This window comes from Corynebacterium jeikeium (assembly GCA_003955985.1).
Lineage (GTDB): Bacteria > Actinomycetota > Actinomycetes > Mycobacteriales > Mycobacteriaceae > Corynebacterium > Corynebacterium jeikeium_D.
The window spans coordinates 1,569,286-1,588,154 of record CP033784.1 but is presented as its reverse complement, the minus strand read 5'-3'; the positions used below and the strand labels follow the sequence as shown (position 1 = coordinate 1,588,154).

Annotated in this window: 15 protein-coding genes and 1 tRNA gene; 7 read left to right on the top strand and 9 right to left on the bottom strand. The window is 58.5% G+C overall.

Annotated features, from left to right (window positions below; genetic code table 11):
* Nucleotides 1-123: 123 nt before the first annotated feature.
* Both EGX79_07000 and EGX79_06995 read right to left on the bottom strand, forming a co-directional pair.
* The gene (locus EGX79_07000) at nt 124-1,401 is read right to left on the bottom strand and encodes an amidohydrolase (GenBank protein ID AYX81949.1); all 1,278 of its coding nucleotides are present in this window, start codon (nt 1,399-1,401) and stop codon (nt 124-126) included.
* Nucleotides 1,402-1,444: 43 nt separating this feature from the next.
* A complete protein-coding gene (locus tag EGX79_06995; GenBank protein AYX81948.1) occupies nt 1,445-2,794 on the bottom strand; it encodes a DUF4921 family protein in 1,350 nt (449 codons plus the stop codon).
* 110 nt (nt 2,795-2,904) lie between these two features.
* Here EGX79_06995 and EGX79_06990 point away from each other — a divergent pair, with 110 nt between their 5' ends.
* From EGX79_06990 to EGX79_06980, 3 genes are all read left to right on the top strand, one after another.
* Nucleotides 2,905-3,288 (top strand): hypothetical protein, encoded by a 384-nt coding sequence (locus EGX79_06990; protein ID AYX81947.1) that lies wholly within the window; start codon nt 2,905-2,907, stop codon nt 3,286-3,288.
* A 255-nt stretch (nt 3,289-3,543) separates the two neighbouring features.
* The gene (locus EGX79_06985; GenBank protein AYX81946.1) at nt 3,544-4,887 is read left to right on the top strand and encodes an NADP-specific glutamate dehydrogenase; all 1,344 of its coding nucleotides are present in this window, start codon (nt 3,544-3,546) and stop codon (nt 4,885-4,887) included.
* Nucleotides 4,888-4,972: 85 nt separating this feature from the next.
* Nucleotides 4,973-5,734 (top strand): sulfite exporter TauE/SafE family protein, encoded by a 762-nt coding sequence (locus tag EGX79_06980; GenBank protein ID AYX81945.1) that lies wholly within the window; start codon nt 4,973-4,975, stop codon nt 5,732-5,734.
* A gap of 34 nt (nt 5,735-5,768) precedes the next feature.
* Here EGX79_06980 and ehuA read toward each other — a convergent pair whose 3' ends face one another.
* From ehuA to EGX79_06960, 4 genes are all read right to left on the bottom strand, one after another.
* Nucleotides 5,769-6,542 (bottom strand): ectoine/hydroxyectoine ABC transporter ATP-binding protein EhuA, encoded by a 774-nt coding sequence (ehuA, locus tag EGX79_06975; protein AYX81944.1) that lies wholly within the window; start codon nt 6,540-6,542, stop codon nt 5,769-5,771.
* Nucleotides 6,543-7,523 carry an amino acid ABC transporter permease gene (locus EGX79_06970; protein ID AYX81943.1) on the bottom strand — a complete coding sequence of 327 codons (981 nt, stop codon included), beginning with the start codon at nt 7,521-7,523 and terminating at the stop codon, nt 6,543-6,545.
* Nucleotides 7,524-8,417, bottom strand: a complete 894-nt coding sequence (locus EGX79_06965) for an ABC transporter substrate-binding protein (protein AYX81942.1) — start codon at nt 8,415-8,417, stop codon at nt 7,524-7,526.
* Between the two features lie 126 nt (nt 8,418-8,543).
* Nucleotides 8,544-9,863 (bottom strand): NADP-dependent malic enzyme, encoded by a 1,320-nt coding sequence (locus EGX79_06960; protein AYX81941.1) that lies wholly within the window; start codon nt 9,861-9,863, stop codon nt 8,544-8,546.
* Nucleotides 9,864-10,620: 757 nt separating this feature from the next.
* Between EGX79_06960 and EGX79_06955 the strand changes: the two genes are divergently transcribed.
* Both EGX79_06955 and EGX79_06950 read left to right on the top strand, forming a co-directional pair.
* Complete coding sequence (locus EGX79_06955) at nt 10,621-11,379, top strand: hypothetical protein (GenBank protein ID AYX81940.1); 759 nt, start codon at nt 10,621-10,623, stop codon at nt 11,377-11,379.
* A 149-nt stretch (nt 11,380-11,528) separates the two neighbouring features.
* Entirely contained in the window at nt 11,529-11,831 is a 303-nt protein-coding gene (locus EGX79_06950) for a hypothetical protein (GenBank protein ID AYX81939.1), read from the top strand.
* A gap of 272 nt (nt 11,832-12,103) precedes the next feature.
* Here EGX79_06950 and EGX79_06945 read toward each other — a convergent pair.
* The 3 genes from EGX79_06945 to EGX79_06935 all read right to left on the bottom strand — a co-directional run bounded on the left by EGX79_06945 (nt 12,104) and on the right by EGX79_06935 (nt 14,008).
* A tRNA-Leu gene (locus tag EGX79_06945) sits at nt 12,104-12,180 on the bottom strand.
* A gap of 50 nt (nt 12,181-12,230) precedes the next feature.
* Nucleotides 12,231-13,208: a DUF368 domain-containing protein gene (locus EGX79_06940; GenBank protein AYX81938.1), complete on the bottom strand. Its 978-nt coding sequence runs from the start codon at nt 13,206-13,208 to the stop codon at nt 12,231-12,233.
* Between the two features lie 209 nt (nt 13,209-13,417).
* Entirely contained in the window at nt 13,418-14,008 is a 591-nt protein-coding gene (locus EGX79_06935; protein ID AYX81937.1) for a TetR/AcrR family transcriptional regulator, read from the bottom strand.
* Nucleotides 14,009-14,467: 459 nt separating this feature from the next.
* Between EGX79_06935 and polA the strand changes: the two genes are divergently transcribed.
* The gene (gene polA, locus EGX79_06930; protein AYX81936.1) at nt 14,468-17,098 is read left to right on the top strand and encodes a DNA polymerase I; all 2,631 of its coding nucleotides are present in this window, start codon (nt 14,468-14,470) and stop codon (nt 17,096-17,098) included.
* 282 nt (nt 17,099-17,380) lie between these two features.
* Entirely contained in the window at nt 17,381-18,844 is a 1,464-nt protein-coding gene (locus tag EGX79_06925; GenBank protein ID AYX81935.1) for a 30S ribosomal protein S1, read from the top strand.
* The last annotated feature ends 25 nt before the right edge of the window (nt 18,845-18,869 follow it).

The following is an 18,869-nucleotide window of genomic DNA, read 5'->3' as shown; positions in this document are numbered from 1 at the left end:
GGGCTTACCGGCTTTTTGTAAGAGCCTTTCGACCTGGGGGGTTAAGTAGCAAAACTGACAACCCGAAAACTGAGCTGTCTTTTTTGGCGCGGTGCGCGGTGGCAAGCGGCCGGCACACAGCCCTTACTTTGCCAAGTAGGACAGCACGGCGGCAGCGGCGGCAGAAGTCGCGGAGGTAGCCGTCGGCTTGAAATCCGGGAGGAATGTCGGCATGTGGTTCGACGGTACGTCTTCGACCACGCGGTCGGCAGCAACGGCGGCTTCCCACGTATCCCGAGGTGTGGCGCCAACGGTCCAGTAGACATATGGGCAGTTCAGTCCACGCGGCAGGTCTGAGAAGTCCTCCGATGCGGTCCACGGCACAGCGTCGGTGGAATCGTCGCCGAGCACAGCGTCCATGACCGGGCGAATCGTGGCAAACGCCTCCGGATCATTGTCAGTGACTTCGCCGTGATCGGAGTACTCAATCACAGGCTCAACCTCAGTGCCGGAAGCCAGGCATTCGCCACGAACAACGCGCTCAATGCCCGCAATGAGCTTCGCGCGCACATCGTTGGAGTAGTAGCGAATGTTCAGCACAATCTTGGCCTGGCCAGGGATTGTGTTATTCGAATTGCCGGACTGCAGCGTGCCGACGGACAAAACACCAAACTCGTGGGGAGGAATCTCGCGCCCTACAATTCCTTGCAAGCGCAGAACGACTGCGGCAGCCAAGTATGTCGGGTCAATGGCGTTGTGCGGCATAGACCCATGTGCGGAGCGACCTGTCAGCGTGATGCTAATAGTGTCACAACCAGCAAGTGCCGGGCCGGGCATGGTCATTACCTGACCTGCGGGGCCGGGAACAATGTGCTGGCCGAAGCACACATCTGGGGTGGGGATGAGGTCTGCCAGGCCGTCGTCAATCATGGCCTGTGCACCGCAGGCCAGTTCCTCGGCGGGCTGGAACAGGGCAATGTAAGTACCCGACCACTCAGACTTAGTTGCTGCCATCAGGCTAGCCAGACCAAGACCGGCCGTCATGTGCATGTCATGGCCACAGGCGTGCATGACGGCGGTGGCAGAACCATCGCGGGCGGTACCGGTAGCAGAGGAAGCGAAGTCCACACCTGTTTCCTCGAAAACGGGAAGCGCATCGATATCAGCGCGGAACAGCACGGTAGGGCCGGGGCCATTTTCCATGACACCAACGAGGCCGTGACCACCGATTCCCTCATGCACTGTGTAAGTGCCCATGTCGCGAAGAGCACCGGCCAGATACGCGGCAGTTTTCTCCTCCGCCTGAGATAGCTCCGGGTGCTGGTGCAGGTAGCGGTAGATTTCCCACTGCCGGTCCAATGGCACTCGATGGGCGGCGATGAGGTCGCGAATGCGGCTCAGTCGTGCTTCATTGTTGCTCACCTGGTTTAAGACTCCTAACTTCTCTCTACTCTGTGCCAGAGAACTACAGCCGCGACCCGTCTTCAACGAGCGGGTTGTATTTCAGCGAGTTTGGCTGGCACTGGCACTCGGTCGCAATGTGGATGCTGTCCGAGATCTTTCCGGTCTCCCGTAAACGGTACATCTCCGGGACAACGCGGTCTCGCAGATCCCATGGGGAGATGGTGTTCAGATAAATCTTGGTGCCACCTTCAAAGCCGGCCAGGTTCGAGGTGCGCCACTTAATCATTACGCGCCACGGCATGCGGGCATCCAAATCGACAGGGCGGTGGTGCCATTCCTCGTTACACGGAATAGTGGGGCCGGCAGCTGCATGACATGCGTGAATCAGGTCCGACATTGCGTCGATCTCAGCCCGGGTTTGCAGCCACGGTTCGCAGACATCTGACTTCGAGAAGATCTCCAGCGTCGGGTACCGGTGTCCGAATCCTGCGAAAGCCACCGCGTGCTCGTTTTCCGCGATAACCAGGTTGTGGCGGGCCGCATAGTCCACTGCGTATTCGTTGTAGATATTCGGGTTCTTGCGCACCGCCTGTACTTCGCGCTTGAGCTGCTCACCGTGCTCATCGATGGCCACAAGCTGCTTGTGCAAGTGATCGAAGCTTGCGCCTGCCGGTTTTAGCCAGTTTTGGAAAGCGGCCACATAACGCACGTAGCGGTTACGTCGGTACAGGTCAGCAATCGACTCGACGGTAAACGCAATAAGTGCGCGGTGCTCGGCAACACTCAATGTGCCAGAAGAAGCCAGCTGATTATCGTGGGTAGCGCCGTCGACAAAGTGGCGACGGGCAACAATCACATCGTGGCCGCCGGCGAAATAGCTTGGGGCGCGGCGCAGCAATTCCTCGTCGGAAAGCGCGCTGATTTCCTCTTCACTGCGTCCAGCGGCGCGGTAGCGCGTGCGAATGATATTGAGCACGTGCTCGCGGCCCTTCGGGTCATCGAGGTAGGCCTCCATACGTTGCTGAGTTTCGCGGTCGGGCTCGAAGCCATAGTTTTCCGACCAATAGTCATAGGAGACGATCTCGAACAGGTTGGGCACGCGGCGGAACTCCGCGGTGGTGTCGAAGAGCTGGTCGGGCAGTACTCCGGTCACCGTGCTGTAGCCGCCGAATACCGATTCGTCGAGGACAACGCGGGCCTTCTCCGGCGGGGTTTGCAGCAGGTTGTTCCAGCCAAAGGAGTCGCGGGATCCAAAATCCTCCTCGCTCAATGGCTGCGGATCCGTGTGCTTAATTCCCAACGGCCGATTGCCACGACCTGGGACTGTCCACACCTGGGTACCGGAAAAAGGATTGACTTGCTTCACCGTGCCGTCGGCAAGCGTGATGAGGGGATTGCTGAAAGCCTGCATAAGTCCAACACTACGTCTTTGCTGGCGGTCGGCGCGCCAATGTAGGGGGACAGGGCTTGACGACGGTTAGCTATTGTCTGGCCGTCTCGCGTGGCTTAGCCTGTGAAGTTATGTCGAAGATTGTTTTTCACTGCCTGGTGAAGCCGACCGAATCGGAGGCGCTGGCCGAGGCATTTCGTACCAAGTTGAGTGAGTTTGACCGCGCCGGGCGAATTAGTGACGTGGATGTTTCGGTGGCGTCGGCGGACACTGACGCGCAGTTGGTGGAGCAGTGGGAGCGTGAGAACCCGAAGGAGCCGTTGGGGGATAGGAAGGTATTCCGTTATCTCTTGAGCTTCGATCAGCACGGCGGTTCTCTCAATGAACTCGCTATGGACCTCTCTGAGCTACTGACTCCGCGTGCAGAATTGCCCCCGGACCCAGTGCTGCGTGAGTTCGACGAAATGCTCGAATCTGTTGCGACGTATCCCTGGAATGTTGCCGTATTTAGGTAATTTCCTACCTAATTCGTGAAAAGTGTAAGCCTCCACAGAGTCAGTGATTGGCTTGGCCAACGGGTGTAGCGCAAATCGCTACGAGTTTTCCCAGCAATATGCCGTTGTATAATTATGTCCGCTTCAATATCTACAGTTGCCCAGTCCTTGTGCACACAACCTGTGCCACCGAGTTACGGCAACCGGGAAGTGGTTTACAACCGCTGACGGTTTGTTCTTCGTGGGCGCCATAATGGTTTCGCAGAGAGGTTTATTTTGAATATCGAGCAGAAGGTTTCGGGACTCTATGACCAGATTCTCACCCGAAACGCCGGTGAGCCGGAGTTCCACCAGGCAGTGGCAGAAGTTCTGGAGTCGCTGAAGGTCGTCCTGGAAAAGGACCCACACTACGGTGACTACGGCTTGGTTCAGCGTCTGTGTGAGCCGGAGCGTCAGATCATTTTCCGCGTGCCGTGGGTCGATGACCAGGGGAAGGTCCAGGTCAACCGTGGCTTCCGTGTTCAATTCAACTCTGTGCTGGGCCCGTACAAGGGTGGTCTGCGCTTCCACCCGAGCGTGAACCTCGGCATCATTAAGTTCCTGGGCTTCGAGCAGATCTTCAAGAACTCCCTGACCGGCCTGCCGATCGGTGGCGGCAAGGGTGGCTCCGACTTTGATCCGAAGGGCAAGTCCGAGCTAGAAATCATGCGCTTCTGCCAGTCGTTCATGACTGAGCTGCACCGCCACATCGGTGAGTACCGTGACGTCCCGGCCGGTGACATCGGCGTCGGCGGCCGCGAGATTGGCTACCTGTTCGGTCAGTACCGCCGTATGGCCAACCAGCACGAGTCCGGCGTTCTCACCGGTAAGGGCCTGACCTGGGGCGGTTCCCTGGTTCGTACCGAGGCCACCGGTTACGGCTGTGTCTACTTCACTGAAGAGATGATGAAGGCCAACGGTGCTGACATCAACGGTGCCAAGGTCATCGTTTCCGGTTCCGGTAACGTCGCCATCTACGCCATTAAGAAGGCTCAGGAGCTCGGCGCTACCGTCGTCGGTTTCTCTGACTCTTCCGGTTACGTCTCCACCCCGAACGGTGTCGACGTCGAGCTGCTGAAGGAAATCAAGGAAGTTCGTCGTGCTCGCGTCTCCGAGTACGTCGCTGAGGCTGAGGGCGCTGAGTTCCACGAGGGTGGCAACATCTGGGAGCTCAAGGCTGATGTCGCACTGCCGTGTGCAACTCAGAATGAGCTCAATGGCGAGTCCGCCAAGCTGCTGGTCGACAACGGCTGCCGCTTCGTTGCTGAGGGCGCAAACATGCCGTCCACCCCGGAGGCTATCGAGGTCTTCAAGGCCAACGGTGTCCACTTTGCGCCGGGCAAGGCTGCCAACGCTGGCGGTGTTGCAACCTCCGCTCTGGAGATGCAGCAGAACGCTACCCGCGATTCCTGGTCCTTCTCCTACACCGATGAGCGCCTGAAGCGCATCATGACCAACATCTTCAAGAACTGCGAAACCACCGCCGCTGAGTACGATCACGAGGGTAACTACGTGCTCGGTGCCAACATCGCAGGCTTCAAGAAGGTCGCTAACGCAATGCTGGCTCAGGGCGTCATCTAGTCTGCTAACGTTTCCGCTTTACGACGGATCCTCGGCGACCCCGCCCGTCGAATAGCCGAAAAGCCCACGCTGTAAACTCCCTCCCATGGAGTTATCAGTGTGGGCTTTTGTCTTTATCGTGGCAACGATTTTTGTCGGGGCCCTGATGCAGCGAATAGCCGGTATGGGGCTCGGACTGTTGGGAGGTCCGGTCCTCTCACTGGTTGCAGGTCCCGTAGCAGGAATTTTGATTATTAACGTGCTCGCATCGGTCAATGCGATCATGCAGACCATCTCGGTGCGAGAAAACGTCGATTGGAAGAAGTTCTGGCTGATTGGCCCGGTGATGGCTCTCGGCGCGCTCCCCGGCGCTTGGGTGGTTCACAACACGCCCAGCGGTCCACTCCAGGTGCTGGTCGGCGGGCTCGTGCTACTCGCGCTGCTAGTGACATCCGTTATGCCTCAGCGCATGCGTGTCGACGGCCCACAATACGCCGTTGCCTCAGGCGTGGCCGGCGGTTTTATGAATACCCTGGCCGGCATTGCGGGCCCAGCCATTACCGTTTACGCACAGGCTTCCCGTTGGCCAGCGCAGACATTTGCAGCCACCCTGCAACCGCTCTTCTTTGTTTCCGGCGCGTTGTCCTTGCTGTTCAAGGAAATCAGCGGTGACGTATCTGTCTTCGCCACCACACCGGTTATCCTCTGGCCGCTGTGTTTGGTTGCCATGATTGTGGGTATATTTTTGGGCACTCGCGTTTCCCGACGAGTGCCCATTGTGCAAGCCCGAAAGCTCGCGGTCATTCTGGCGACTACCGGCGCGGCAGTCACTATGTTTCGCGGAATCTCCGCAACTTTTGGCGCTTAGGCTTGCTGTTCCGCTTGCCAGCCTCTCCTTGCTGTTACTTCAACAGCGAAGACAGGAAGTTGCGGGTGCGCTCGTGCTGCGGATTACCCAGCACCTCATCCGGGGTGCCCTTTTCCACGACCACGCCGTCAGCCATAAACACGACCTGGTCGGCGACTTCACGGGCAAAGCCCATCTCGTGCGTCACGACGACCATGGTCATGCCCTTATCGGCCAGACCACGCATGACGTTGAGAACCTCACCGACGAGCTCGGGGTCAAGAGCGGAAGTCGGCTCATCGAAGAGCATTAGCTTCGGCTCCATGGCCAGGGCTCGAGCAATGGCAACACGCTGTTGCTGACCGCCCGAGAGCTGAACAGGGTAGGCATCGGCCTTGTGCGCCAGACCAACAGTCTCCAGCAGCTCCATGGCACGCTTTTCAGCCTGCTCCTGAGAGACACCCTTTACCAGCACCGGTGCCTCGGTGATATTTCCCAGCACCGTGCGGTGCGGGAACAGATTGAAGTTCTGGAAAACCATACCGATATCGCGACGCTGACGGGCAGCTTCTGCGGCGGAAATCTCGTAGAGGCTGCCGTTCTTTTCGCGGTAGCCAATCAGGGAACCATCGACGTAGAGACGGCCGGCATTGACCTTCTCCAGGTGGTTGATACAGCGCAGCAGCGTGGACTTACCGGAGCCCGAAGGACCAATGAGGCAGGTAACCGTACCGCGTGGAACTTCCAGGTCGATGCCCTTGAGGACCTCGAGACGGCCGAAGTTCTTCCGAACCTTTTGCGCCTCAACCATCAAATCTTTGGTAGTCATTTACTGCGGATCCTCTCGGTAGAAGTGCTCTTCGTCCTTATCGACAACGCGAGCATTTGCAAGCGGCACACCTTCGGCGTCGGCAAGCGCGGCCAGCTGGCGGGCGGTGAGCTGACGGGTAGCGCCGCGGGCGAAGTAGCGCTCAAGGTAGAACTGTCCGACCATCAGAATTGATGTGATGACCAAGTACCAGGTGGCGGCGACAAGCAGCATCGGCACCGGCAGGAACAGCGCATTGGCGATGTCCGTGGAGCGGCCGTAGAGTTCCAGCGAGAACGGCACTGCGATGACCAGCGAAGTGGTCTTCAGCAGGGAGATGAACTCGTTGCCCGTCGGCGGGATGATGATGCGCATAGCCTGTGGCAAGATGGTGCGGCGGACAGTCTGCCACCAGCTCATACCCAGTGCCTTCGATGCTTCGGTCTGGCCCTCCGGGACAGCCTGGATGCCGGCACGGACAATTTCAGCCATGTATGCGGACTCATTCAAGCCGAGACCGACGAACGCCAACACAAAGGTATTGGACAGGACGGTGCTGAGATCAACCTCGGCAACGCCCAGGTCAATCGTCGAGTAGATAGTGCCGAGGAGGCCCCAAAAGACCAGCTGCACGTAGACCGGAGTTCCTCGGAAAACCCACAGGTAGAACCAAGCAACAGTGGACAGCACGGGGTTGTCCGACATGCGGAGTACGGCGACGATAGCACCGCCGACGATACCGATGAGCATGGCCAAGACCGTCAGTGCAATGGTCCAGCCAGCGGCAGCGGCTATTCGTGTGTCGAACAGGTACTGGAAGTAAACATCCCAGTGGTAGGCCTCGTTGCGGGCGGCACCGATGATGAACCACAGGAAGAGCACCAGCAGCACTGCTGCGGTGATCCAGCGACCCGGGTGCGGCAGCGGTTTGGCCTTAATTTCTTCGTTGAGTTCCGCCTGTGTGGCCTCGTAGCGGGCGCCAGACGCAGATGAGTCGCTCACTTAAAGTTCCTCTCCGTTAATAGTGGCGCGTTCCAAAGCACCGTCTTCCAAACCCCATGTGGTCAGGATTTGCTTGTACTGGCCGTTGTCGATGAGGTACTGCAGTGCCTGCTGCAGCACTGGGCCAAGTTCTGAATCCTTCGGAATAGCGAAGCCGAACGGGGCACCATCGTAGATATCTCCGGCAAGCTCGAGTTTGCCCTCAGAGCGATTGACCGCATAGGCACTGACTGGTGAGTCAGCTGCCAGCGCGTCAGCACGCCCCAGCACCACAGTGGTAGCGGCGGTACCGGCATCCTGGTAGGCCAATTTGTTAATTGGTGGCAAACCGCGATCCAGACAATCCTGATTCTTTACCGGCAGGTCCTCCATGTCCGCGACGGTATTGCGCTGAACGGCGACAGTTTTGCCACAGTAGTTGTCGGAGCTGGCGTCGCTGCCCGGGCGACGTGCCCACTGCAGGCCGGTATCCAGGTAGTCGACGAAGTCGTAGGTCTTGCGGCGCTCCTCATTTGAGGTGAAGCCGGAGGCGCCAACATCAACTGCGCCGGCCGACAGGGCCGGAAGAATCAGTGCGAAATCCTGTTCTTGGATTTCCAGCCGCAAATCCAGGACGCTGGCCATGGCCCGCATAAGGTCAATGTCGAAACCGATGATGGAACCGGCGGAATCCTTAAACTCTGCCGGGGCGAATGTTGGGTTGGTGCCGATGCGCAATACTTCGCGCTTACGAAGATCTGCTGGGACCTGTTTCGCCAGTTCGGGGACCGCTGCCGGTTTGATCTCTGACCAGCCCTCCGGGTTACCGCTTTCGTCATTGGTGACACAGCCTGTAAGCCCTAAGAACAAGGTCGCAGTCAGCGTGGCAGCCGCCAATGCGATGGGTCTTTTCATATCTGAATATGTTACCTAGGCACAGGGATACCTTAAATTCGGTACCCCTATTCAGCTGCGTCTTAGGCTGGTGCAGGAAAACCGCACACTTTTCAGACCTCCCGAGGGATAGTCAGCGCGGGTTTTCTAGTTCGCTTCAGCTGCAGCAAAGCCATTGCCAGTGACATCGAGCGCGCCGACCGCGCCGGAGGCCAGGTCGCTCAGCGCAGCATCGCGGACCGCCTTCGCCACGGCTGGCATGACGCGCGGGTCCAGCGCCGACGGGATAATGCGGTCGGCACTCAGGTCCTCTACGCCAACATTTGCGATGGCCTGAGTAGCAGCCAGCTTCATGGCCTCGGTGATCCGTTTGGCACCCGCCTCCAGTGCGCCACGGAACAGACCCGGGAAGGCCAGCACATTATTAATCTGGTTCGGATGATCCGAGCGGCCAGTGGCCACGACGGCTCCGTACTTGCGGGCGACTTCCATCGGAATCTCCGGAATCGGGTTGGCCAGCGAGAACAGAATCGGGTCAGCGGCCATTTGGCTAATCGCATCCTCGCCGATACGGCCGGCAGAGACGCCGATGAACACGTTAGCGTCGACAAGCGCATCGTTGATCGCGCCGGTGATACCGCGCGGGTTAGTCATGCCGGCGACCCACTGCTTGATGTCGCTCAGTGGCTCGCGGTCTGGGTGGATGATGCCGCGCGAATCGACGACGACGATGTCGGACATGCCAGCGGACAGCAGCATCTTCGTCGCAGCGACACCAGCGGCACCAGCGCCGGAGATGACCACGCGGAGATCCTGGAAGCTGCGACCTGTCAGCTTGCAGGCGTTGATCAGGCCGGCGGCGATGACGATGGCGGTGCCGTGCTGGTCGTCGTGGAAGATGGGGATGTCGAGCTCTTGGTCGAGACGCTGCTCGATCTCGAAGCAGCGAGGCGCGGAGATGTCTTCGAGGTTCACTCCGCCAAACGACGGCGCCAGCGCCTTGACCGTCTGGATGATTTCCTCTGTATTGAGGGTATCCAGGACGATTGGCACAGCGGAGATGCCGGCGAACTGCTCGAAGAGCTGGGCTTTTCCTTCCATCACCGGTAGCGCGGCCTTGGGCCCGATGTCGCCAAGGCCAAGCACGGCGGTGCCGTCGGAAACCACTGCGACGTTCTGGCCGGTCCAGGTGTAGGTGCGGGCCAGAGCCGGATCTTCGTGGATGGCCTCACAGACGCGAGCGACACCTGGGGTGTAGCCGATGGAGAGGTCGCGAATTGTCTCGAGCTTCATGGTGGAGTGGGAGCGGAGCTTGCCGCCTCGGTGTGCCTCAAAGATTTCCGCATCGGTGATGGTCGACGGATCTGTGGGGGCGGTGTCCTCCGGTACTGCGTGAAGTGGCGTCTTAGCGGAGTTCGCGTTCGCAGTGTGGGCGGAGGAGCTAGAGGGGGAATTCGCAGCAGGCATGATGACAGTCCAAAACGTGTTGAGTACTGAGTACTTTGTACTTTGAGAAAACTCGACCGCGGCGTGAGCTGCTGGTGGGCAGTGCGTAAAGCCGGGAGCAAAGCTTGGCAGGTGATACGTAGTGGTGTGCGTAAAAACTAAACCAGTCTTGCTATGCGGGATTGGTATCTCATTATATGGACAGTGGGGTGGAAAATAAAATCTTTGCGGTTGGGGGAGCGGGGATTTGGGAAGTGTCGTGGGGCTGGCGGCCGCGGGCGTGATGCCGGAACCCCGGCTTTTGCCGAGTTCGACGAGTCCTGCCATGGCATCGTTTGTGTTAAGGGCTACTCAGCTGCGTCGTTTGTGATGAAGGTGTGCATCGAGCTTGCTCGGAAGCATCTTTGTTAGGAAGTGCCTTCGGTGGGGTGTCTATGTGCTGTCGGGTTCCATATGGGCGGCTGTCGTTGGAGGGGCTCCATGCCTTGGCCGCTTTTGGCCTTCTATTGGTTTGGAAAATGTTGGCGATATTATTTGCCGATATTGAGTAAGCGCTGGCCGGGGTTGAAGGTTAGTTTTTAAAGAGATTAACCAGTTCCAAGCCCTGTTCTATGGGGTAGAGGCCTGGTTTTTTCTTACCTTCAGTGGTGCCTTATGGTTCGCGAATCGAAAATATTTGTGTAGTGCGGAAAGTTGAATCCGGAGTTCCTGGGATAGTTCCAACTGACGACAGAGAGCTGTTCGTTTATTGCAACTTCTACGCAGGAGGCTTCTTACGATGTCCGATTCCACTTTCCCCCAGAACCCGCAGAGTCCACAGAACCCGTATGGCTCCCAGAATCCGTACGGCTCCCAGAATCCGCAGGATTCGCTGGGGCAGCAGTCCTACCAGCACAGCCCGCAGGATCCGCTCGGCCAGCAGCCCTACCCGCAGGGTCCGTCGGCAGCGGGGCAGATGCCTCCGGCTCCGAAAGAAAAGAAGAAGGGTGGCTGCTTCAAATGGGGTGGTATTGCCGCGGGCGCTGTCGTGGTCCTCGCTGTGGCGGCCAGCTTGACTGGTGGCGGTGACACTGAGTCGGGTTCCGATTCTGAAGCTGCATCTCTCTTTGGTTCGGAGACTGCCGTTGCGGCTGATTCTGGGACTGTTGAGAATGCCGATTTCGCTGAGTCTTCCGAGGCAGGTGTAGATGAGCAGCAAGGTCAGACGGGGGAGCAGCAAAAGCAGGATGAGAAGGTCCCGACCGAATACAAGAATGCTCTCCGCAAGGCAGAGATTTACGCGAATCGCATGCACATGTCGAAGGCCGGTATTTATGATCAGCTGACCTCGGAGTACGGCGAGAAGTTCTCACCGGAGGCAGCCCAGTATGCAATGGACAATCTCGATGCGGACTGGAATAAGAACGCACTGGAAAAGGCGAGAATCTACCAGGATTCGATGGCGATGTCCCCGGATGCGGTTTACGAGCAGCTGACGTCGGAATACGGCGAGCAGTTTACTCCGGAGGAAGCTCAGTACGCGGTGGATAACCTGTAGCAGCGGGCTTCGTTTGTTGATGACGCCAATTGGCCAGAGTCCAGTTGGATGCCTGCTGCAAAAGAACGGCTTCCGCTTCACCAGAATGCATTTGCTGCACACTGAACGGCTGTTGGTGAAGCGGAAACCGTCTCGGCAGTTTTTAATGCGTGACCGGGCAGTTGAGCGAGTGTCTGCAGCACAACTTCGGCGCGGTACAATTCGTGCCGTTTATCAACCGCGCCCGCATCGGCGACCGCGGCGGCAAATCAGAAGTAACCGCGGCACTGCGCCGCTACGCAGTCGCAGCCACCTATCTTGCAGAAGACATCGCTGAGTTTCGAGTCTCCATCATAGAAGAGCAGCGGCAAGCTTTGTTGAGTGGGATGTCCGAGTACGTCGATGGCGATGAAGAAGTTTTCAGAGCGTATGCTCGCCTGTTGAAATCAACGGACTCAAAAGCCATGGAGTAGCCACATTCGCGGGGTGCGAGTCCCCGCCATGGCACTGCCCCGTTCACTCAATCGGTAGTGGCGGGGTTTTCTTATGCCCAAAAACAGATTCACCCAGGAGTTAACGCAGGATTCAGCAGGCAATACGTGGCTCTTTTTTGGCTCATTTTTGGTGCAAAATACCCGTGAAAGTACGTGAAAGTGCGTGAAAAAGAGTGAAAGATAGTGAATACTAACCCAACCAAAAACCCGCCCCCACCAGGCTAAAAGTCAGGTGAAGGCGGGTTTTAAAATCGTGCCCCCGGTGAGACTCGAACTCACACTGGACGGGTTTTGAATCCGTTGCCTCTGCCAATTGGGCTACAGGGGCGCAAAGCCGTCGATAAGCGAAAATGCTCTATCGAAGCGACTTTGACTAGTTTAGTCCATCGACCCCGAATTAGAAAAACGGCGCTGCGCATAAGCGACGACGCTGACGATTGCGGCGCCGAGAATGAACAGTCCGAGGGCGAGTCCCCAGTCGGAGCCGATGCCCTGGAGCTCGTTGTTTTCGGTCTGCCACGGCCAGAGAGCGCGCAGTGAACCGAGCATGAGGCCGGACATGGCGACCAACGTGAGCGCCTGGTGCGTACTCAGCAGCCATTCGAGGAGGCGGATGAACAGGACGATGCCGATCAGCGCGCCGACGAAGAACGTGCCGATGTAGGCGAAGTCACGGTCGTGAATTGCGCCCATGGTCGGTGCGTAGAGTCCGATGACCAGTAGGAAGAAAGAGCCCGAAACGCCCGGCAGAACCAGTGCGCACACGGCAATCGAGGCGGCGATGAGTACGAGCCAGAGAGGCGGCTGCGTCGGTGCGGCCTGTGGCAGGGAAGTAAGCGCGAACAGGGCGATGCTGAAGAACAGGAAGACGGCGATGGCCTTGCCGCGCATGCCCGGCTGACGCAGAGCGCCTGGCGGTAGCTCGTTCAGCGGCATGGTGATCGAGGCGGCGATCATGCCCATGAACAGTGCTCGGGAAGCGACTGGTTGGTTGGTGACGAAGTTCTCCATGACGCCTGCCATGGAGAAGACCATGGCAACCATGCCGATAGCCACCGGAATGAGCAGCCACCAGTCGATCCTGCGTAGGTCCTCCTTGAAGGTGCCCTTCGACATTGCCCGCGGCAGATCGGTGATGCGCTTGGCCGATTCAATCAGGCGTCCGTAGATGCCCGTGATCAGCGCAAGCGTGCCGCCGGAGACCCCCGGAATCGTCTCGGCGAGACCAATGAGGCCACCGCGAACTGCGTTGGCGATGACACCCAGCGGGGTCGGCTTCGGGATTTCAGAGTAGGGGCTCGTGGTCGGCAGCGTGGTCGACTCTGCGCCAGGAGCGCTCGTATTTTCAGTAGACATCGCAGGCCATTGTATGTCTTCCACCTGAGAAGAAGCGTATTTCCGTGTGTGTATTAGTGGCTTCGGGGTGCGATTAAGGACACAAAACAAAAAAGCAGCGCCTGGGGTGGCGCTGCTGATTCAGTGAGTTACGCAGGAGTAGTCGGTGGCAGTGGGTGGTGGCAGTAGGCAGTGGGCAGTGGAGCTGCTTCCTTGGCCGTGCTCAGTTCTTAGCCGTGCTCGATGATTTGCTGCAGGCAGCTGCCCAGGGCCTCAACCGAAATCCTCGGCGCGTTGGCCTCATCAATCAGACCAGTATCAGAAAGAACTAGGTATCCGACGCAGAGGGAAATAGCCATCTGGCTGCGGTGCACAGCAGCGTCGTGGCTAACGTCTTCCGGTCCGTCCTCTTCGACGCGGCGAATCAAGTCATCTGCAACAGCTTCATTGAACCGCTCGGCAATGACTTTTGCGGTTTCCTCGGAGTCGAGGGATCCGACAATCAGCGGAATCATGGACTGTCCGGCCATTCCTTGACCAGTCAAAATAGCGCTGGCCATCCGCTGGCCAAGTTCATTGAAGGGAGCTCGGCTGAGTGTGCCTTTGAACTGGCTGAAGTCAATCAGTTCGGCCATGAGACCTTCTTTGGAGCCGAAGTACTTGATGATGAGCGGCGCGCTAACGCCCGCATCGCTGGCAATTTCCTTCAGCGGCACGCTTCGCAAAGGCTTGCGCGCGAAGTGCCGAGCTGCAGCCGCGATGATGCGCTCGCGGGTGGACTGGGCGCTCCGTTGGAAATCGGTCGAATCGAACTCACTCATGCTGAAGAGTCTAAAGCCATGAAAGCGTAACTACGCCAATTGATTTCAGAGGCATGCGCAGGACGTGGCGATATGTTTTCGCGGCCACCTCAAAGAGGGGGTAATTTCGAGGTGCCTCATTTGGGGCAGGTTCCGTGCATGTTGTTGACCAATCGCTGGAAAATATGGAAAAACTCCAGGAAAATAAGGCGAATATTAAAGTTGGATTACAGCATTTCGGAAACTGAAACCAGGTGCCAAGCGACGCTCGAGAGGCTCACTCTTGCGAATCACTGTTCAGGTGGACTAAGGGGCTGCTGAACTCGTTTCAAAATACAGCCTGATTACCGTAATTATTGTTCACTGAAGCTGACTGGCCAACAGCTCATCCTCCGCAGCTCGCGATTCCTCAGCGCGTATCTCAGTTTTCCTACGCTGTTCAATATTTTCCTACACTGGGATGTCATGAAGAAGACCCTCATGCTTATCGACGGTCATTCCATGGCCTTCCGCGCGTTCTTTGCCCTTCCGGTGGATAATTTCTCAACTACCGGTGGTCAGACAACGAACGCGGTGTACGGCTTCCTTTCTATGCTGTCCAATATCCTCAGCGAGGAAACGCCCACGCACGTGGCGGTCGCCTTCGATGTCGCCCGCGAGACCTTCCGCAACGAGATCTTCCCGGAGTATAAGGCTCAGCGTGAGAAGACTCCTGAGGAATTCCGTGGTCAGGTGCCGCTTATTCAGCAGGTGCTGAAAGAGATGGGCATCGTCACGCTGGAAAAGGACAACTATGAGGCCGACGACATTATCGCGACGTTGGCTACCCAGGCCAAGCCTGAGGGCTTCGAAACGCTCATCGTCACCGGGGATCGCGACTCGTTCCAGTTGGTCAACGACACCACCACGGTGCTTTATCCAATGCGCGGCGTCACCACGCTGCATCGCTTCACGCCTGCTGCTATCGAGAAGAAGTACGGTCTGACGCCGACTCAGTACCCGGACTTCGCGGCTCTCCGCGGCGACCCCTCCGACAACCTCCCGGGCATTCCGGGTGTCGGGGAGAAGACAGCGACGAAGTGGATCGTTCAGTACGGCACGCTGGCAAACCTCATCGACCACGCTGACGAAATCCGCGGCAAAGTCGGCGATAACTTCCGCGAGCGCGTCGCAAACGTCCAGCTGAACCGCGACATCACCGAAATGGTCAAGGACCTGCCCTTGCCGTATGGTCCGAACGAGCTCGAGCTCCGTCCCGCCGACGCCCAGGGCATCATCGACTTCTTCGACCGCCTCGAATTCGGCGACAACCTTCGCGAGCGCGTGTTCCGCACCCTTTCCATCGAAGGCGCGGGCGTCACCGCCTCCACCAGCGACAGTGCGACAAAGCTCGAGGCTGTTTCGCTTGACGACGGCGCCCTGGCTGCCTGGCTCGATAATCTGCACGAGCCGGCCGCGTTGCAGGTCGGGGAGCACACCCTGATGATTGGCTCCGCAGATGAGAAGGGCAAGACCTCCGGCCAGGCTGTTTCTCTCGACTTGGGTGATCTTTCCGCCGAAGATGCCGACGCACTGCGCGAGTGGCTCGCTGGCGACCATCCGAAGCTGGTGCATGACTCTAAAACGGCCATGCATGCACTCTGGAACTACGACTTCGAGCTGGCCGGGGTCATCCACGACACCTTCCTGGCTGCGTATCTGCTGCGCCCAAGCCAGCGCAGCTACAGCTTGGACAACGTCGTCCAGCGTCACCTGGGCCAGACTCTTTCGCAGGCCGAGGGCCAGATGACCCTGCTCGATGGCCCGGCCGAAGACGCTTCCCATGTCGCCGCCGTCATCGACCTGGCTGAGCGATTGGCTGTCGAACTCGACGAGGCCGGGCTCTACAGTGTGTACGCCGACCTGGAAGTCCCGCTCGCCCCAGTGCTGGGTCGGATGGAGCGTGCCGGTATCGCTGTCGATGTTGATGCGCTCGAGGAGCTCCGAAAGCAGGCGCAGGCGGCTACCGATGAGGCGGAGAGTGAGGCTCGCAACCTCGTCGATAAGCCTGAGCTGAATCTCGGATCGCCGAAGCAGTTGCAAGAGGTCCTGTTTGACCAGCTGGGAATGCCCAAGACAAAGAAGACGAAGACGGGCTATTCCACGGCGGCGAAGGAAATTGAGGGGCTGGCGAAGGTCAACCCGCATCCGTTCCTGGATTACCTGTTGAAGTTCCGCGAGTCGCAGAAGATGAAGTCGACCGTGGAGGGGCTGATTAAGGCTGTCGCTGATGATGGCCGTATTCATACGACTTTTAATCAGGCGGTCGCGGCGACGGGGCGTCTGTCGTCGACGGAGCCGAATCTGCAGAACATCCCGGTGCGCACGGAGTTCGGGCGACGGATTCGTGAGGCGTTCGTGGTCGGCGATGGCTATGAGCAGCTGATCACCGCGGACTACTCGCAGATTGAGATGCGCGTGATGGCGCACCTATCGCAGGATCCGGGGCTGATTGAGGCCTACCGCCAGGGCGAGGACCTGCATAACTACGTCGGCTCGAAGGTCTTCGGCGTCGGCATCGATGAGGTTACGCCTGAGCTGCGTCGTCGTGTAAAGGCGATGAGCTACGGATTGGCTTATGGTCTGAGCGCTTTTGGTCTGGCTCAGCAGCTCGACATTCCGCAGCGCGAGGCGAAGAAGCTCATGGAGGACTACTTCGAGCGCTTCGGTGGTGTGCGCGATTATCTGCACAAGGTTGTTGAGCGGGCGCGCAAGGACGGCTTTACGGCCACGATGTTCGATCGTCGTCGCTACCTGCCGGAACTCAACGCCGACAACCGCATCGCTCGCGATAACGCGGAACGCGCGGCATTGAACTCGCCGATCCAGGGCTCGGCGGCAGACATTATTAAGATTGCAATGCTCCGGGTCGACGATGCTTTACGACGGGGCGGGTTGCGCTCACGTGTCCTCCTGCAGGTTCATGACGAATTGGTTGTTGAAGTTGCAGATGGGGAAGAGGCGGCCATCAAGGAGCTGCTGCATCGGGAGATGGACTCGGCGGCTGAATTGTTGGTGCCGTTGGATGTTTCTATCGGTGCTGGTGTGAATTGGGATACTGCTGCGCATTAGTGGTGCGAAGGTCGGGCCGTAGTGCTGGTCGGCGGACTTGTTGCGGGCTTGCCGCGGATGTGTTGCGGACTTGAATGTCGCAGCTCAAATCGGTATTGTTCGCTAGGTATGCATTAGCGTGCCGACTTTGCAGCCTCGAGCTTCATGGACATCGGGTTAACTAATTGCCAATGGTGAGATTCGCCGAAAGCGGATTTGGCCCGGTTGTCCAGGGGTTTCTTTGAGGGGCAAGGCCGAAATTGTCCGTTTTTCGATTTCTATCCGCTTCGGAGCACATCTTATATGTCCACTTCTAACGTCCCTCAGGTTGCCATCAACGACATTGGCACCGCTGAGGATTTCCTGGCCGCTGTCGACTCGACGATGAAGTACTTCAACGATGGTGACATCGTTGAAGGCACCGTCGTTAAGGTTGACCGCGACGAGGTTCTTCTCGACATCGGCTACAAGACTGAAGGTGTCATTCCTTCCCGCGAACTGTCCATCAAGCACGATGTCGACCCTGACGAAGTGGTCGAAGTTGGCGATGAGATCGACGCGCTGGTCCTGACCAAGGAAGACAAGGAAGGCCGCCTCATCCTGTCCAAGAAGCGCGCTCAGTACGAGCGTGCTTGGGGCACCATCGAGCAGCTCAAGGAGAACGACGAACCGGTTACCGGTACCGTCATCGAGGTCGTCAAGGGCGGCCTGATCCTCGACATCGGCCTGCGCGGCTTCCTGCCGGCTTCCCTCGTCGAGATGCGTCGTGTCCGCGACCTCCAGCCGTACATCGGCCAGGAGATCGAGGCCAAGATCATCGAGCTCGACAAGAACCGCAACAACGTCGTTCTGTCCCGCCGTGCATGGCTCGAGCAGACCCAGTCTGAGGTCCGCTCTGAGTTCCTGCACCAGCTGCAGAAGGGCCAGGTCCGCAAGGGTGTCGTTTCCTCCATCGTCAACTTCGGCGCATTCGTCGATCTCGGCGGTGTTGACGGCCTGGTTCACGTTTCCGAGCTGTCCTGGAAGCACATCGACCACCCGTCCGAGGTTGTCCAGGTTGGCGACGAGGTCACCGTCGAGGTTCTCGAGGTCGACCTGAACCGCGAGCGCGTTTCCCTGTCCCTGAAGGCTACTCAGGAAGATCCGTGGCGCGTCTTCGCCCGCACTCACGCAATCGGCCAGATTGTTCCGGGCAAGGTCACCAAGCTGGTTCCGTTCGGTGCGTTCGTCCGCGTCGAGGAGGGCATCGAGGGCCTGGTTCACATCTCCGAGCTGGCTTCCCGCCACATCGACGTTCCGGACCAGATTGTCTCCGTCGACGAGCAGGTCATGGTCAAGGTCATCGACATCGACCTCGAGCGTCGTCGTATCTCCCTGTCCCTCAAGCAGGCTGACGAGGACTTCACCGAAGAGTTCGACCCGACCAAGTACGGCATGGGCGACTCCTACGACGAGCAGGGCAACTACATCTTCCCGGAGGGCTTCGACCCGGAGACCAACGAGTGGATGGAGGGCTTCGAGACCCAGCGCGCAGAGTGGGAGGCTCGCTACGCAGAGGCAGAGCGTCACCACCAGCTGCACGCTGCCCAGATCGAGCGTCACCGCGCTGCAGCTGCCGAGGCTGCAGAGACCGCTTCGAACTACTCCTCCGAGTCCGGCGAGGCAGCTCCGGCTGCTCCGGCCGCACCGGCTGCAGACAATGCAGGCGGCACCCTGGCTTCCGACGAGCAGCTCGCTGCTCTGCGCGAGAAGCTGGCTGGCAACTAAGCTAGACCGCTAAGGGCTTACACGT

Coding starts and splice junctions, on each gene's coding strand:
- EGX79_06995 (AYX81948.1), bottom strand. CDS start 2,794: ATGCAGGCTTTCAGCAATCCCCTCATCACGCTTGCCGACGGCACGGTG.
- EGX79_06990 (AYX81947.1), top strand. CDS start 2,905: ATGTCGAAGATTGTTTTTCACTGCCTGGTGAAGCCGACCGAATCGGAG.
- EGX79_06980 (AYX81945.1), top strand. CDS start 4,973: ATGGAGTTATCAGTGTGGGCTTTTGTCTTTATCGTGGCAACGATTTTT.
- ehuA (AYX81944.1), bottom strand. CDS start 6,542: ATGACTACCAAAGATTTGATGGTTGAGGCGCAAAAGGTTCGGAAGAAC.
- EGX79_06965 (AYX81942.1), bottom strand. CDS start 8,417: ATGAAAAGACCCATCGCATTGGCGGCTGCCACGCTGACTGCGACCTTG.
- EGX79_06960 (AYX81941.1), bottom strand. CDS start 9,863: ATGCCTGCTGCGAATTCCCCCTCTAGCTCCTCCGCCCACACTGCGAAC.
- EGX79_06955 (AYX81940.1), top strand. CDS start 10,621: ATGTCCGATTCCACTTTCCCCCAGAACCCGCAGAGTCCACAGAACCCG.
- EGX79_06940 (AYX81938.1), bottom strand. CDS start 13,208: ATGTCTACTGAAAATACGAGCGCTCCTGGCGCAGAGTCGACCACGCTG.
- EGX79_06935 (AYX81937.1), bottom strand. CDS start 14,008: ATGAGTGAGTTCGATTCGACCGATTTCCAACGGAGCGCCCAGTCCACC.
- polA (AYX81936.1), top strand. CDS start 14,468: ATGCTTATCGACGGTCATTCCATGGCCTTCCGCGCGTTCTTTGCCCTT.
- EGX79_06925 (AYX81935.1), top strand. CDS start 17,381: ATGTCCACTTCTAACGTCCCTCAGGTTGCCATCAACGACATTGGCACC.